This window comes from Blautia faecis (assembly GCF_027662325.1).
Classification (GTDB): Bacteria; Bacillota; Clostridia; order Lachnospirales; family Lachnospiraceae; genus Blautia_A; species Blautia_A faecis.
In genome coordinates this window covers 26,538-41,749 of sequence record NZ_JAQDKY010000038.1, presented here as the reverse complement: position 1 = coordinate 41,749, position 15,212 = coordinate 26,538, and the positions used below count along the sequence as shown (strand labels likewise).

The 15,212-nt window shown below is 43.2% G+C and carries 13 protein-coding genes and 3 pseudogenes; 6 read left to right on the top strand and 10 right to left on the bottom strand.

Annotated features, from left to right (window positions below):
* Positions 1 to 92: 92 nt before the first annotated feature.
* From secD to PGQ38_RS20155, 6 genes and pseudogenes are all read right to left on the bottom strand, one after another.
* Positions 93 to 2,519: a protein translocase subunit SecD gene (gene secD / locus PGQ38_RS15500; RefSeq protein WP_173771913.1), complete on the bottom strand. Its 2,427-nt coding sequence runs from the start codon at positions 2,517 to 2,519 to the stop codon at positions 93 to 95.
* A gap of 73 nt (positions 2,520 to 2,592) precedes the next feature.
* Positions 2,593 to 3,960, bottom strand: coding sequence for a thioether cross-link-forming SCIFF peptide maturase (scfB, locus tag PGQ38_RS15495; protein WP_173715884.1), 1,368 nt, complete (start codon positions 3,958 to 3,960; stop codon positions 2,593 to 2,595).
* Positions 3,961 to 4,046: 86 nt separating this feature from the next.
* Positions 4,047 to 4,187, bottom strand: coding sequence for a six-cysteine ranthipeptide SCIFF (gene scfA / locus PGQ38_RS15490; protein ID WP_021926839.1), 141 nt, complete (start codon positions 4,185 to 4,187; stop codon positions 4,047 to 4,049).
* A gap of 128 nt (positions 4,188 to 4,315) precedes the next feature.
* On the bottom strand, positions 4,316 to 4,666 hold the full coding sequence (locus PGQ38_RS15485; RefSeq protein WP_118584282.1) for a TIGR04086 family membrane protein: 351 nt from the start codon (positions 4,664 to 4,666) through the stop codon (positions 4,316 to 4,318).
* 88 nt (positions 4,667 to 4,754) lie between these two features.
* Entirely contained in the window at positions 4,755 to 6,872 is a 2,118-nt protein-coding gene (locus PGQ38_RS15480; RefSeq protein WP_270432538.1) for a prolipoprotein diacylglyceryl transferase, read from the bottom strand.
* Between the two features lie 27 nt (positions 6,873 to 6,899).
* Positions 6,900 to 7,055 (bottom strand): annotated as a pseudogene (locus PGQ38_RS20155) (DUF6783 domain-containing protein).
* On the opposite strand from PGQ38_RS20155, the pseudogene PGQ38_RS20150 reads away from it, so the two are divergent.
* Positions 6,993 to 7,214 (top strand): annotated as a pseudogene (locus PGQ38_RS20150) (DUF6783 domain-containing protein); the annotation flags it as partial. The pseudogenes PGQ38_RS20155 and PGQ38_RS20150 overlap by 63 nt on opposite strands.
* Positions 7,215 to 7,432: 218 nt before the next feature.
* On the top strand, positions 7,433 to 8,719 hold the full coding sequence (locus PGQ38_RS15475) for an HlyC/CorC family transporter (RefSeq protein ID WP_173715882.1): 1,287 nt from the start codon (positions 7,433 to 7,435) through the stop codon (positions 8,717 to 8,719).
* 123 nt (positions 8,720 to 8,842) lie between these two features.
* On the opposite strand, the gene PGQ38_RS15470 is transcribed toward PGQ38_RS15475, so the two are convergent.
* Together PGQ38_RS15470 and PGQ38_RS15465 are read right to left on the bottom strand one after the other, a co-directional pair.
* On the bottom strand, positions 8,843 to 9,439 hold the full coding sequence (locus PGQ38_RS15470; protein ID WP_330386275.1) for a YdcF family protein: 597 nt from the start codon (positions 9,437 to 9,439) through the stop codon (positions 8,843 to 8,845).
* Positions 9,440 to 9,529: 90 nt separating this feature from the next.
* Positions 9,530 to 10,294, bottom strand: coding sequence for an N-acetylmuramoyl-L-alanine amidase (locus tag PGQ38_RS15465; protein WP_270432536.1), 765 nt, complete (start codon positions 10,292 to 10,294; stop codon positions 9,530 to 9,532).
* 166 nt (positions 10,295 to 10,460) lie between these two features.
* Between PGQ38_RS15465 and PGQ38_RS15460 the strand changes: the two genes are divergently transcribed.
* Positions 10,461 to 11,438 carry an ABC transporter substrate-binding protein gene (locus PGQ38_RS15460; protein WP_173715881.1) on the top strand — a complete coding sequence of 326 codons (978 nt, stop codon included), beginning with the start codon at positions 10,461 to 10,463 and terminating at the stop codon, positions 11,436 to 11,438.
* A gap of 112 nt (positions 11,439 to 11,550) precedes the next feature.
* Here PGQ38_RS15460 and PGQ38_RS20145 read toward each other — a convergent pair whose 3' ends face one another.
* On the bottom strand, positions 11,551 to 11,898 hold the full coding sequence (locus PGQ38_RS20145; RefSeq protein WP_334304078.1) for a DUF6783 domain-containing protein: 348 nt from the start codon (positions 11,896 to 11,898) through the stop codon (positions 11,551 to 11,553).
* Here PGQ38_RS20145 and PGQ38_RS20140 point away from each other — a divergent pair.
* The 3 genes and pseudogenes from PGQ38_RS20140 to PGQ38_RS15450 form a co-directional block, all read left to right on the top strand.
* Positions 11,824 to 11,988, top strand: a pseudogene (locus tag PGQ38_RS20140) (DUF6783 domain-containing protein); the annotation flags it as partial. The gene PGQ38_RS20145 and the pseudogene PGQ38_RS20140 sit on opposite strands and share 75 nt — an antisense overlap.
* 4 nt (positions 11,989 to 11,992) lie before the next feature.
* Positions 11,993 to 12,919 (top strand): ABC transporter permease, encoded by a 927-nt coding sequence (locus PGQ38_RS15455; RefSeq protein ID WP_118578496.1) that lies wholly within the window; start codon positions 11,993 to 11,995, stop codon positions 12,917 to 12,919.
* A complete protein-coding gene (locus PGQ38_RS15450) occupies positions 12,912 to 13,706 on the top strand; it encodes an ABC transporter ATP-binding protein (RefSeq protein WP_118578495.1) in 795 nt (264 codons plus the stop codon). The genes PGQ38_RS15455 and PGQ38_RS15450 overlap by 8 nt, the downstream gene beginning before the upstream one ends.
* A 143-nt stretch (positions 13,707 to 13,849) precedes the next feature.
* Here PGQ38_RS15450 and PGQ38_RS15445 read toward each other — a convergent pair whose 3' ends face one another.
* On the bottom strand, positions 13,850 to 14,836 hold the full coding sequence (locus tag PGQ38_RS15445) for a DUF5688 family protein (protein WP_204453873.1): 987 nt from the start codon (positions 14,834 to 14,836) through the stop codon (positions 13,850 to 13,852).
* Between the last annotated feature and the right edge of the window lie 376 nt (positions 14,837 to 15,212).

Here is a 15,212-nt window from a genome sequence, read left to right as displayed (position 1 = left end):
GAACTTTTCAACCCACTAAATAGTAATAGAATTTTACATAAAAAGCAAGCCAGGACAGATGTTTCCACCTGTCCTGGCTTAAATTCATTTAGTTATCTGTCTTCCTCAGAAGAACCATTCTCAGCATTCTTAGCCGCCTCCTGGGCTGCAAGACGCTCCTGAACTCTCTTACGATTTTTCTTCTTCGGCTGGGTCTGTCCATTTGCAGCTGGAGCACTTGGTGCCTTTGCACTTGAAACAGACTGTTTAACCGGAGCAGCACCAGCTGTAGCTTTTACAGTCTGAGCCTGTCCGCCGCCAATTTTCTTTTTCATTACCAGCCAGAGGGCTCCGGTAATGCATACAGAAGAATAAGCACCGCAGATAATACCAACCATCAGCGGAGCTGCGAACTCACGGATGGAAGATACACCCATGATATAAAGAACAGCTACCATGATAAAGGTAGTAAGGGAAGTATAAATACTTCTGGTAAGTGTCTGTGTAATACTCTTATTTACCACTTCTTCGAGCTCATCTACGCGCTTGCTTCCGTGAAGATTCTCACGGATACGGTCGAAGATAACGATCGTGGCGTTGATAGAATAACCAACGATAGTCAACATACAAGCGATAAAAGTATTTCCTACGGAAATTCTGGAAATCGCATAGAATGTAAGGACAACCAGAACATCATGAAGAAGTGCAAGTACTGCGCTGCCTGCAAAACGGATATCCTTGAAACGGAACCAGATGTAAAGAAGCATGAAAATAGTGGCAACAAAAACGGCTACTACAGCATCTCTTCTCATTTCGTTGCTGACAGTGGAGGAAATACTCTCTGCCTGGATCAGGGATTCATCTACACCAAACTTGTCAACAAGTGCCTTATTCAGTGCCTCACGTTCGTCAAGATTCAGGGAACGTGTCTTGATGATAACCTGATTTGTTCCAACAACCTTAGTAGGCTGTACATTCTTATCTCCTGTAACCTCTTCCACTACAGGTGTAACCTCAGAATCAATGGTCTTAATGTCCATATCTTCGTTAAAGGTGACATTGGTAGAAGTACCACCTGAAAACTCAAGGCTGTAGTTCAGGGCTTTTCCGCCTGTAGCCTTGTGGATCAGCATAGTGGCTGGTCCGGCAAGGATCAGGATAATGGAAAGGGTGAAGCATAATCTTCTCTTTCCAACAAAGTTAATGACTTTCTTCTCTTCAGTCTTTCCATAGAATTTCTCATCGCGAACGCCAACTGCATATAATGCATTGATCACAAGTCTGGAAAATACCAGAGCTGTAAACATGGAAATCACAATACCAAGTGCCAGTGTATATGCAAATCCTTTAACAGAACCAGTACCCAGCCACATCAGAACGAATGCTGCGATCAGGGTTGTGATGTTTCCGTCAAAGATTGCGGAAAAAGCCTTGGAGAAACCAGCTTTGATCGCGGATCTTACGGTAGAGCCTGCACCGATTTCCTCACGGATACGTGCATAAATAATAACATTCGCATCTACTGCCATACCAATGCCAAGGATGATACCTGCAATACCCGGAAGCGTAAGGGTAATGTCAAACGCATTTAAGGTAAGCAGAATGGTCGCTGTGTAGAAAATCAGGGAAAGGCCTGCAACTGCACCAGGTACACGGTAAGCGATGATCATAAACAGAATTACGATGATCAGACCGATCAGACCTGCAATAAGGCTGGTGGAGATTGCTTCTTCACCGAGCTGTGCAGCTACAACGCTGGAACGAAGCTCTGTCAGTTCAAGGCTCAGGGATCCGATACGGATATAGGAAGCAAGCTCCTGTGCTCTCTCAACACTTTCCATACCACTGATCTGTGCCTTACCGCCTGTGATGGCTTCATTTACTCTTGGAGCGCTTAATACGCCGTTGTCATAGATAATCGCGATCTGTTTTCCAACATTGTTCTGAGTTGCCTCTGCGAATTTTGTTTTTCCCTCGTCTGTAAGAGTCAGATCTACCACGTACTCTCTGCTGCTGGAATTCTGCTGCTGGATTGCACCGCCTGTAGCATCTGCCACATCTGTACCTTCCAAAACCACAGAGCCGGCTGCACGGATCTCGTCAAGACTTCTTGCCAGAGAGTATCCGGTCTCGCTGCTGGAATCTGCCTGGAAATTTGCGTTTCCATCCTCATCCTGCTGTGTGATAAAGCACAGGGAACCTGGCTGGCCAAGTTCTTCCAGAATAGCATTTGCATCTGTTACACCAGGAATCTCTACATTGATACGGTCAGAGCCTTCCTGATATACCTGAGCTTCTGTACTGTACTGCTCAACACGTTTCTGCAGCTTGTACACAGTATCGCTCATGTCTTCACTGCTTGGGTTACTGTCCTTTGCCTGATATGTAATGCTGACACCACCAGCCAGATCAAGTCCGGTCTTGATATTCTTCATGGCACCGGTTCCTGTAGGACCAATACCTACAGCAGCCGTATAGCAAAAGAATACGGTAACGATGGCAGTCAGGATCAGGACTAAGATACCTCTTGATTTTTTCATTGTTCTGTCCCTTCTTTTTTGTTTTTCGCAAAAGCAGGGACTGACAGAAATCTTCGCAGCTGGCGAAGTGCTATCAGTCTTCTGCCAGTGCAGCTTTTATCATGATGGCGCACTCCACACGCTTCCTCTGGAGCTCGCATCCGATTTCATAATTGCTTCTGATATCCTTATGGGCATGATATCCGTTTGCTGCGCATCCGCCACTGCAGTAGAATCTTGCAAAACAATCCTTGCAGGCTGGCTTGGTGTAAACATTGCAGCATCCGAAATCCTTCTGGATGTCAGGTCTCGTAATCCCTTCATCCACATTTCCCATCAGATATTCTTCTTCCCCAACAAACTGGTGGCATGGGTAGAAATCCCCCCATGGAGTTACGGCAAGATATTCTGTGCCGCTTCCGCATCCGGAAAGTCTCTTGTATACACAAGGGCCACCGGTAAGGTCGATCATGAAATGGAAGAAATTAAAACCTTTGCCTTCTTTCTCGCGTTTTATCATCTCTTTCGCAAGAAGGTCGTATTCTTCCATGATCTTCGGCAGGTCTTCCTCCCGAAGTGCGTACTCCTCAGATGGATCTGCCACTACAGGCTCTACAGAAATCTGCTTGAATCCAAGGTCTGCAAGATGAAGAACATCCTGGGAGAAATCAAGATTATGATGAGTGAAGGTTCCTCTTACATAATACTTGTCCTGGTTACGGGACTCTGCAAATTTCTGAAACTTCGGAAGAATCAGATCATAGCTTCCTGCCCCTTTGCGGAATGGGCGCATAAAATCGTGAACTTCCTTACGGCCATCAATACTGAGGACCACATTTCCCATCTCTTTGTTGCAGAATTCCATTACCTCATCGTTCAGCAGAACACCGTTGGTAGTAAGGGTAAAACGGAATTTTTTATTGTGGATTTTCTCCTGCTCACGGCCGTATGCTACCAGGTCCTTAACAACCTGCCAGTTCATAAGCGGCTCGCCGCCAAAGAAATCCACCTCCAGATTGTGTCTGGAGCCTGAATTAGCGATCAGGAAATCCAGTGCCTTTTTCCCTACCTCAAAAGACATGAGAGCTCGTCTTCCGTGGTACTCTCCTTCTTCTGCAAAGCAGTAGCGACAGGCAAGGTTACAATCGTGGGCGATGTGCAGACAGAGCGCTTTTACCACTGTCTGACGGTTCTTGGTAAATGTATCAATAGCATTCTCATATACATCTCTGGTGAAAAGCATACCATCGGCTTTCAGCTTCTCACACTCTGCCACTGATGTCTTAATATCTTCTTCTGAAAACTGATCTCCCAGTTTTCCTACAATGGCAGCTGTGTCCAGACCTTCTTCCATATAAGGAAGTACTTCGTAGGTCACTTCATCCACAACATGGATACATCCGCTGTTGATGTCCAGCACGATGTTGTAGCCATTGTTCTGATAACGGTGAATCAGACTCATGTTAGTATATCCTTTCATTCTTTCCTATTGCATGAATAAGCAGCGGCTTTTACACCGCTGCTTACATACGTTTCCAGTTGCCCGACTTATTTGTTCTCGCAGCTCTGGTTTCCTACTGTACAGGATGTCTTGCATGCGGACTGACATGATGTCTGGCACTCGCCGCAGCCGCCTTTCTTTACAGTGTTCTGCAGGTTCTTTGTATTTAATGTTTTGATATGCTGCATAGTATTAGCCTCCTTATGTATATAATCTTTGCCTAGTATATCATATTTTTTTTTATTTTTAAAGCATTTTTTATTGGACAGAGTGCGAATCTTTTCAAAAAATGCGGGAATGATTTCTCAAACACGCTCTAAGACAACATCCCACCAAGAGCACCACCACCCAGACACATAAAAAAAGTAGTTACTGCATGTACCAGACTCATTTCCCATTTTCCCTGCACTACAAAAGATACTGTAATCAAAAGCAAATAGTAAAAAGCCCCTACCAGAATTCCCCATAAATACTTATCTTTGCGCAGAATTTTTCCTGACATGAAGCCTCCTGAAAAACAGGACAAAATATACACAGCTACAATTCCTGCTGACACAGGCTTTTCTCCCAGGTCAAACTGGAATAAAAGGAATGCCAGAAGCAAAAGAAACGCTCCGGTAACTGCATAGGAAAAAAGTAAAGATTTTAAAATGACTTTTACTTTCATAAAAACAGCCCTCCCATATGTAATATATGGAAGGGCTGGCTTCGTTATTCATGGATTATGAATGTCCGTTTTAATTATCCTGTCTGCTTTATCTTTTCTTTTTGCGGACAATAATCACAATAATGATCACAGCGGCTGCAGCGATCACAAGGATCACAAAGGGAAGGATCATGGTGTTGTCACCAGTTTTTACTGCATTTGAGGTCTGACTCTGACCGTTATTTCCGTTTGAGGTAGCAGCCGTATTTCCTGCAGTGTTGCCTGTAGTGTTTCCTGCAGTCTGTCCCGCATTTGTACTGGAACCTGTTCCATTTGAAGAACTGCCATCTGTTGTGCCAGAATTTATAGTTCCATCAGATGCCACACCTGGTGTATTGCTGGTTCCGGAATTGTCACTGCCGTCAGAGCTTCCGGTACCAGATGAAGAACCACCATTTCCGGTTCCTGAAGTCCCATTGGAAGAGCCATTTGTATTTCCATTGCTGATTCCATTTGAATCACCTGTATTTCCACCAGTTTCATTTCCGCTATTGCTATCCGTTTTACCCGTTCCGGATCCATTTGTTCCATTCGTACCAGCTCCGGTCACAGATGGAGACGGGGTAGGTGTTCCACTGATCGTCACAGTAGGTGTAGGAGTTGGTGTACTTCCATCGCCATACGCTCCATTTGCAATGTCCTCTCCTACGATTGGACGAAAACCTGCAATTCCAAACGGGCTGAAAGAATGTGTGCTGAATACCATGGTGCTTCCGTTTACACTGGGAATAATGGTCTCTGTCGCACCATTATCAAGAAGATGCTCAATCGAATATTTATATCCTTCTTTGACAGGAATCGTTACGCTTACATACTGTCCATCCGGAATTTCATACTCTGTATTATTCTTCAGATCCCATAATTTAAATTCATAGGATTGGAAGATCGTAGCATTATCTTCATTTTTAAATTCGTAATTTTCACCACTGGTCACCTGGAACTGGACATACCAGGGAAGATCTATGCCTGATACAGAAATTCCCTCACAACTATGATTCTGAGCAGCCCTTGCAGCCTGCTCTTCTTCTGTGAGATCGTCCTCAGCAGTTGCCGGTCTTGTATCCGCTGTGGTAAAGTCAAGAGGATTATCAAATATATTTTTCTGGTCATCCTCTGTAGGGTCTGTTGTGTCTTTTACATCCGTGGTGTCTGTTGTATCTGTGGTATCTTTTTTCTCTTCTGTGTTCTCATTTTTTCCAGAATCCCCTGTACCATCAAGAATGGTAGCACCAGGCATCATCTCACCAAAAGTTTCGTTCAGTTTTCCAGTATCATCTGAGGAATCTGCGGTCTGCACATTGTCAGATGCTGCATCCTCACCATTATCAGAATTTGTACTCTCTATGCTATCTGCGGCTGTATCTGAACCTGTATCAGCTTTTGACTCTTCTGCAGCTTCCTCCTGAATATCTTCAGAATCTACAGTTTCTTCCATTGCAGGAGCCGCTGCTTCTGTTTTTTCTGCCGGGGTTGTAATTCCCGCAGCAGCTTCGGTGTTGTCTTCAGATTTTGCTTCATTAGAAGCCGGAGTGCTCTCGATAGTTTCTTCTTTCTTATCTGCTTCACTGTTCTGCTTGTTTTCCGCATTCTCAGTCTGATCTTCTGTCTTCCCTGAAGTTTCTGAATCATTCTGCTGATTCTCACCTGGAACTGCCGCATCATCAGATTTTATATCTGTATCTTTATTGTCAAAAGTTGTGTCGTCCGGGACAGATGCTTCACTGCTCTCGTCACCTGTTTCCACATCTGCAGCAGTATCAGAAGGCTGATCTTCAGAACTCTCTTCTATGCTGCTGACAACAACTGTGATCTTACCTTTCACAACTTTTTTCTCAGAATCCCATCCGGAAATATAAGAAAGATCCACGTCTGCTGCTGGTTTAAATACTACTTCGCAGGTCTGCACTCTTTTATCCGGTATATAAGAATCATCCGCCCAGGAAAGCGTTCCATAATCACTTTTCGGCAATGTCACCTCCGAAAGAGCAATCGGCTGATCAATTGTGATATTATCCGGAATCAGACTGGATTTCTCAAGTCTGGTCTCTGTATTCTGCCCCCATGCAACTACTGGATAAACCTGTCCTGTCATAAGTACTGCTGTCATCGCAGCTGCCGCAAGTAATGATACGCTTTTTCTGTACATAACGTTTTTCTTCTTTTTCATCCTGGCACCTCTGTCATAATATGTATATTAAATGTAACTGCCCACATCCCTAGAGCCTGTTTGAAAAATCATTCCCGCAATCTGCACGCCCCACTTTGCGGGAGATTTCACCCGAATTCAGTTGCCGTAGCCCGCTACGGCGCCCTCATTCGAGCGAAATCTCCCACAAATTGTGACGCACATCTTGCAGAAAGCCTTTTTCAAACACACTCTAGCCAAATCCACATCAATCATAAAATCTATATAATCCAAAGGCAGTACAACTGTCCAAAATCAATCTCAAATTATAAACAGGTGAATTTTCACACTGTGATTCACAGTAGCTATTTATTCAGCCCTTAATCTACACTATATCAAATCTTTACTCTTTTGTAAACATTTTGTAATAATTTATTTTTTTACCGAACTGAATTATAACACAGTTCTTTCTTTTTCGACACCCCCAATTCCACTTTTTTCGTTACTTTTCGCAATCCATAAACTCAAATACTTTTTCCTTGCATTTTAAGCCTGAATCATGTATATTCTTTTTAATACATAAAAAAAGGAGTGAATATAGTTTGGATTCAAGTGTCCCTATACAGGCGGTCACCATACTGATTCTGGTGCTGTTGTCCGCCTTCTTTTCCTCTGCGGAGACATCCATGACGGCTGCCAACCGCATTCGGATCCATTCCCTGGCTGAACAGGGAAACAAGCGAGCCATTATCCTGGAGAAAATAATTTCCAATTCTGGAAAAATGCTCAGTACAATTTTAATCGGAAACAACATTGTAAACATTGCAGCCTCTTCCCTTGCTACCACTTTTACCATGAAAGTATTTGGAAGCATGTATATCGGCGTGGCTACCGGCGTTATGACATTGCTGGTACTTCTGTTTGGCGAGATCACCCCGAAGACCATTGCCACACTGAAAGCGGATGATCTGGCGCTCACCTATGCCAGACCTATATATGCGCTTATGACAGTACTGACCCCGGTTATTTACATTGTGGGAAAACTGGCTAACGGCATTCTTTTTCTCCTTCGTGTTGACCCCAATGCGAAGAAAGACACCATCACAGAACATGAGCTTCGTTCTATGGTAAATGTAGGGCAGGAAAACGGTGTTATTGAGCGGGAAGAAAAGCAGATGATCTACAATGTGTTTGATTTCGGTGATTCTGCTGCCAAAGATGTAATGATTCCCAGAATTGACATGACTTTTATTGACGTGGATTCCACTTATCAGGAACTTATGGATATTTTCAAAGAAGATATGCACACCCGTTTTCCTGTTTATGAGGATAACACAGACAATGTGATTGGAATTATCAATATTAAGGATCTTCTTCTCTATCCGGAAAATGAACCGTTTTCTATCCGTAAGATTCTCCGTGAGCCTTATTTCACTTATGAATATAAGCGTACCACAGATCTTATGATGGAAATGAGAAAAGCTTCCGTAAACCTTGCAATCGTTCTCGACGAATACGGCTCCACTGCCGGTCTTGTCACTCTTGAGGATCTTCTGGAGGAAATCGTAGGTGAAATCCGTGATGAATATGACGAAGATGAGGAAGAACCGATCCGTGAGATTCAGCCTGGCCGGGAGTATGAAGTTCTTGGTTCTGCCAAACTGGATGATGTCAACGAAGCACTGGGTACCAAACTTGAATCAGAGGACTACGATTCTGTAGGCGGATATATTATTGAACAGCTTGACTGCCTCCCACGCGAGGGTGAATCTGTCACTTTGGAAGACGGCATGCATCTTGTTGTAGATGAACTGGATAAGAACCGTATTGAACTGGTGCATATCTGGCTGCCAGAGCATAAAGAAAATCCAGAAGCTGCTGACGCATAAATGAATCTGTCATACTGCTGATTTTTTCATAATCTGCAAGCCTGCAAATGCCGGTATTTCCGGTAGATTTCAATTGTAAAAATCCGAATGTTTCCAAAACGGATCATTCGGATTTTTCTTATCTCACCGATTTCCCAGCATTAAACAAAACTGCTTGACAATCCTGTCTATTTCGCCGGTAACAGCCTCCACACCAGTTTCTGTTTCTCTCCAGTTCTCCCTGGTAATTCCATCCGGGCAGGCCGGACATACCATAATTACCGTCTCCGGATATAAAAGCTGATAATACATCAATGATCTTCTGGCATGGTAAGTTTTGCAGCACAGAATCGCTTTTTTCACCTGAATTTTGTGAAGGTCTGTCACCTGCCTGGAAAAAATTGCATTTTCATAGGTAAAGGTAGCCTGATCCTCTCTCAGAATAGCCTCTTCCGGAACTCCGTTTTTCAAAAGTACATTTTTCAGGAATTCCCATTCCGTCTCATAATCTCCACCATATATTTCTTTTTTTGACTGCACACCTGCAAATTTGCCAAGTGTAATACTGTATCTTCCGCTTGGCAAAATATAGGGGGCATATCCTTCTCTATATAAAGAAGCTGCTTTTTCTGCCATATCCGGGAAACCATTTCCCGGCACGAAAATGATATCTGCTTTTTCCGGCTGGCTCTCGGCAAAAACAAACTCCTCCACATTTTTCATAAATTCATTATAATTCACGCTTTTGTTCCTTCTTTCTGCCAGAGGACTTTCCCCTGCACTTATGATTTTCCATTATAACTTTTTTTCCTGCTTTTTTCTACTTTCTTTTCACTTCGTCACAATCAACGTACAGTACCCATCCTCCCGCAATTTCTGTTCCATACGGATAGCATTATCCAGCTGTAAAAATGCACCTACCTGAACCTTATAAAGTTCTCCATCCTGCAAAATATATGCCGGATAACCTTTTTCCTGAAGCAAGTAAAGCATTCGATCCGCATTTTCCCGTTTGCGAAAAGCTCCAGTCTGTACACGGTAATACAAAGGTTCTTCACCCTGCTGCTGATCCAGAGTTCCAAGAATCGCCCCGGCAATAGCCTGCGCGATCTCAGCATTTTTTTCATCATAAAGCTGATTATCTTTGTCAGAATTTAAAAATCCGGTTTCAATAAGCAACGCCGGCATTTTTGTTTTTCGCAGCACAACAAGGCCCGGTCTTGCCTGGACTCCAATTTCACGGAATCCCAATTCGCCCAGAGCACCTACAATATTCTGTGCCATTTCATACTTAATTCCGTTTTTATCATAAACCAGCACTTCTACACCATTATACTGATTCATCTCAGGGCTGCTGTTCCTGTGAAAAGAGATAAAAAAATCCACTTTTGCCTCATTTGCCAGCCTTGCCCGCTCAAAAGGAGAAATGTAATCATCTGTAGTTCTTGTATATAAAACATCAACTCCGTTTTCAGACAGAATTCTTCCAACCTCCATAGCAAGAGCAAGATTGTCATCTTTCTCCCTGCGCCCTTTATATACCGCTCCCGGATCGTTGCCGCCATGCCCGGCGTCAATCATAATAGAATATGGCATGTCAAAATTTCCTTTTCAAATACTATTTCTCTATTAGGATATGTGAAAAAATTACAAAAGCGACTTGACTTTTACGCTTTAAAGCGGTATTATTTTGTGCAGGCAATACTTTAAAGCAGAAAAAGCACTTTAAAACACGAAAACACTTTTAAGGAGGAAATAAAATATGAAAAGAAAGGTTTTGTCAGTAATTCTGACCGGAGCTATGGTAGCAGGTCTTGCAGGTACAGTAACCGTACACGCTGAAGAGCAGAAAACGTACAATATTGGTATCTGCCAGTTAGTTCAGCACGAAGCACTGGATGCAGCAACACAGGGATTTGAAGATGCAGTAAAAGAAGGTCTTGGCGAAGAAAACGTAACATTTGATGAGCAGAATGCACAGGGTGATTCCGCAACATGTAGTACGATCATCAACAACTTCGTATCCAGTAACGTAGACCTTATCCTTGCAAATGCTACTGCTTCTCTTCAGGCAGCTGCTGCCGGAACAAGCGATATCCCGATTCTTGGAACTGCAGTTACAGAGTATGGCGTAGCTCTTGACCTTACAGATTTTGATGGTACTGTAGGCGGCAATATTTCCGGTACCTCAGACCTTGCTCCTCTCGACCAGCAGGCAGCAATGCTGAATGAACTTTTCCCGGATGCTAAGACTGTAGGACTTCTGTACTGCTCCGCAGAACCAAACTCCCAGTATCAGGTTGATACGGTGAAGGCAGCTCTTGAAGATCTTGGATACACTTGCGAATACTACGCATTCTCTGACTCCAACGATATTTCTTCTGTTGTAACAAATGCAGTTGCAGACAGTGACGTTATCTATGTTCCTACCGATAACACAGCAGCTTCCAACACAGAGCTGATCAACAACATCTGCCTTCCGGCAAAGGTTCCGGTAATCGCAGGTGAAGAAGGAATCTGCTCCGGATGCGGTGTTGCTACACTTTCCATCAGCTACTATGATCTTGGAAAAGCAACTGGTGAAATGGCAGTTAAAATTCTGAAAGATGGTGAAGATATCTCTACAATGCCAATCGAATATGCACCAAACTTCACAAAAGAATACAATGCAGACATCTGTGCTGAGCTGGGAATTGAAGTTCCGGATGACTATGTTGCAATCGGTGCTGACGCAGAATAATTACTGGTTTATAACATATGCAGTAATGCACAATAAAAATTTTCATATTTGTTTGACAGTTAATTTAGACATTCAGTTGCTTTTAGAGCTTGTCAAAAGACTCTGACAGTAATCAACACAGACAGCGGGAAGGGAAGCCTCTCTCGCTGTTTGTGTCGTTTCTGAAGGAATGTATTTTTAAGTATATTTTATGCATAATTATGCATAAAATAGCATTTCTTCCAAAATGAATATTTCTGTTTACGCAAATAACAAAAAGCCAGTTACTCCACATACAAAACACTATAAAGATTCCAGTAACTGTCTTTTTCAAACATTTGTCCACAAAACAAATGTTGATGTTCACACAGTGAACACCAGAGTGTATTTGTAAAAGGCTTTCTGCAAGATGTGTGTCACAATTTGTGGAAGATTTTGTCCGGGTGAGGTCGTCGTAACGGGCTACGACAACCGAATTCAGGCAAAATATACCGCACAGTGGGGCGTACAAATTGCGAAAATGTTTTTTCAAACACGCTCCAGCAAACAAATCACGCATGCAGGAGGATAAAGACATGCAAATTGCAAACTTAATCATGGCACTTCCGGGTGCCGCTGCCCAGGGTCTGATCTGGGGTATTATGGCTATTGGCGTATATCTTACATTCCGTGTCCTTGACATCGCCGATCTGACCGTAGACGGTACCATGTGTACCGGAGGTGCTGTCTGCGTCATGATGATGACCAGCGGACATAACGTATGGGTATCTCTTTTAGTTGCCACTTTGGCTGGTATGACAGCTGGTCTTGTTACCGGTATTTTCCATACCTTTATGGGAATCCCGGCCATCCTTGCCGGAATCCTGACACAGCTTTCCCTGTACTCTGTTAACCTGAAAATCATGGGAAAAGCAAACCAGGCTATCAACGTTGATAAATACCCGATCCTGATTTCCTTACGCCGTATAAAAAATGTACCGATCACTCAGAACACAATTCTTATCGTCGCTTTATTTATTGTTGTGATCATCGCAGTTCTTTACTGGTTTTTCGGAACAGAGCTTGGATGTTCCCTCCGTGCTACCGGATGCAATCCAAACATGTCCCGTGCACAGGGTATCAACACTGATTTTTGCAAAGTACTTGGACTTATGATTTCCAACGGACTTGTTGCTCTTTCCAGCGCCTTGCTTGCACAGTATCAGGGATTTGCAGACGTCAATATGGGACGTGGTGCTATCGTAATCGGACTTGCTGCTGTTATTATCGGCGAAGCGATTTTCAGCCGTATTTTCCGCAATTTCGCGCTCCGTCTTCTGGCCGTAGCATTTGGTTCCATTCTCTACTATCTGGTTCTCCAGACTGTTATCTGGATGGGTATCGACACTGACCTTCTGAAAATGCTGTCTGCACTTGTAGTTGCTGTCTTCCTGGCAGTGCCTTACTGGAAGGGAAAATATTTCGCAAAACCAGCAAAACGCGGAGGTAAGAACAATGCTTGAGATCAAAAACATATATAAAACCTTTAATCCAGGAACCATCAACGAAAAGGTGGCTCTGAACGGGCTTTCCCTGAAATTAAATGAAGGCGACTTTGTTACTGTCATCGGCGGCAATGGTGCCGGAAAATCCACAATGCTGAACGCAGTTGCCGGTGTATGGCCAGTAGACGAGGGACAGATCATCATTGACGGAACAGATGTCACCAAACTTTCCGAGTACAAGCGAGCAGCTTATCTGGGACGTGTATTCCAGGATCCCATGACCGGAACTGCTGCTACCATGGGTATTGAAGAAAACCTTGCTCTTGCAAAACGCCGCGGAAAAACAAGATTTCTTCGTTCTGGTATTACAAAAGCCGAACGTGAAGAGTACAAAGAGCTTCTGAAGATCCTGAATCTTGGTCTTGAGGATCGTCTTACCTCTAAGGTAGGTCTTCTTTCCGGAGGTCAGAGACAGGCACTTACGCTTCTCATGGCAACCCTTCAGAAGCCAAAGCTTCTCCTTCTTGATGAGCATACCGCAGCCCTTGACCCCAAAACAGCTGCCAAGGTGCTGGATATCACAGACAGGATTGTCAACCGCGATCACCTTACTACACTGATGATCACACATAACATGAAGGACGCCATTGCTCACGGCAACCGCCTGATCATGATGATGAACGGAAAAATCATTCTTGATATCCAAGGAGAAGAAAAGAAAAAGCTTACCGTAAAACAGCTTCTTGATAAATTTGAGGAAGCCAGCGGAGAAGAGTTCTCCAACGATTCCGCAATTCTCGGATAGAAATTCATAATTTGGTTTTTAGAAACTGCAGCAGATTGGTTTACAATCTGACTGCAGTTCTTTTTTGCAATCAAAATTTCTGCCGAAAACACCCATTGTACAAAAAGTCCGAAAATGACGTAACTACACTTGTTTCTATCTGTTTATCCGTTCTCTTCACTGTCAGATTTCAACTTGTTTAAATCAATAAATACGGTGCCTTTATACATCAGAAAATCTCCGGTCTCTCTACAATATCTGTATATTTTGTCCGTGAGAAAATCTTCTTTCGGAGTTGCCTCCCGCAAAGTTTCTCTCAAAACATTTTCAAGATCCTCCGGATAGGAATGATCAGCGTTGTGGATCATCACCTCATGAATGCTCGTAAAAACCATATAGAAATCTGCATCCATCAGATCTGCAAGCCTTTTGGCCACGCCTGGCAAGAATATTGCAACGGCTCCGTTTGTCCTTCTGGCAGTGCTCAGACAGCTTCCGATGCTGTCCCTTGTCAGATAGAATTCATGGTTCAGATCCATGAAGCATTCTCCATCATAATCTGGATTGTAGACCAGTTTTTCCCAATAAAAAATTCTAGGCGGCGAAATAAAATACGTGTTTAGAAGAGCTGCGTCAAAAACTGTCTTTTCATCCTTTCCCCATTCTTTTATGTTATCCATGCGTATTTTCATGCTGCTGATCCGGCCATCCAAATTTCCCACCTGCATGTATAGCACAAGTGCAATATCGCCCACTACACGGTATACTGCCTTCGACAGTTCCCGTTCATGGCGTTCTACATTAAGTGCTCGGATAAAAAGATCATTTTTCACCTTTTCATAGTTATTCAGATTTTTGGTTTTCTCAAAAAATCCAGCTGTTTTTAATTTACGTATTTCACTTTCCACTGTTTTTGCAATCTGTTCCAGTGAAACACCATCCTCATAATCCTCAAAAAGCTCTTCCGTGTGAATTCCGCAGACTTCTTTTCCCACTGAAGACGCATTGCACTCTACAAACAGCCGGTCGCCGTTTGGTGTCATGCCATTTTCGTCCCGTTCTTCAAAGTAAATCTGTTTCTCATTAAGTCCAAGCCGTTCCATTAGAGATTGGCGCAGACTCTCCACAAATACCTCATACTCTCTGCTCATATATAATTCCTTTCTTGATAAAAACGGGCGAAATGCCCTAACGAATACTGACCTTGCTGTGCACTGCAAATGATCCGTATTTGAAATAAAAGATGGAAGCAGATATTTAGAAATAGATAAGGCTTCCATTTGAGTTGCTGTATGGATAGTATATAAGATATGAATGTGTTTGTAAAGGATTTTCTATCGACAATTTTCCCTTGCAATAAAAGCTGTTATTACTGTTCACGACCTTCACAGCAGCACGCTTCGCGATGCACAGAAATCATGTTCACATGATTTCGCGCTGTAATTCTCGTATTTGCTTTAAACTTTGTTCACCAAAAAAACTCCTCGCGAGACGTTAACAGTGAATAGCAACAAGCTGTGATGGTTG

Excerpts from the sequence above, each read along its gene's own strand:
- secD (WP_173771913.1), bottom strand. The coding sequence starts at position 2,519 with ATGAAAAAATCAAGAGGTATCTTAGTCCTGATCCTGACTGCCATCGTT.
- scfB (WP_173715884.1), bottom strand. The coding sequence starts at position 3,960 with ATGAGTCTGATTCACCGTTATCAGAACAATGGCTACAACATCGTGCTG.
- scfA (WP_021926839.1), bottom strand. The coding sequence starts at position 4,187 with ATGCAGCATATCAAAACATTAAATACAAAGAACCTGCAGAACACTGTA.
- PGQ38_RS15485 (WP_118584282.1), bottom strand. The coding sequence starts at position 4,666 with ATGAAAGTAAAAGTCATTTTAAAATCTTTACTTTTTTCCTATGCAGTT.
- PGQ38_RS15480 (WP_270432538.1), bottom strand. The coding sequence starts at position 6,872 with ATGAAAAAGAAGAAAAACGTTATGTACAGAAAAAGCGTATCATTACTT.
- PGQ38_RS15465 (WP_270432536.1), bottom strand. The coding sequence starts at position 10,294 with ATGCCATATTCTATTATGATTGACGCCGGGCATGGCGGCAACGATCCG.
- PGQ38_RS15460 (WP_173715881.1), top strand. The coding sequence starts at position 10,461 with ATGAAAAGAAAGGTTTTGTCAGTAATTCTGACCGGAGCTATGGTAGCA.
- PGQ38_RS15455 (WP_118578496.1), top strand. The coding sequence starts at position 11,993 with ATGCAAATTGCAAACTTAATCATGGCACTTCCGGGTGCCGCTGCCCAG.
- PGQ38_RS15450 (WP_118578495.1), top strand. The coding sequence starts at position 12,912 with ATGCTTGAGATCAAAAACATATATAAAACCTTTAATCCAGGAACCATC.
- PGQ38_RS15445 (WP_204453873.1), bottom strand. The coding sequence starts at position 14,836 with ATGAGCAGAGAGTATGAGGTATTTGTGGAGAGTCTGCGCCAATCTCTA.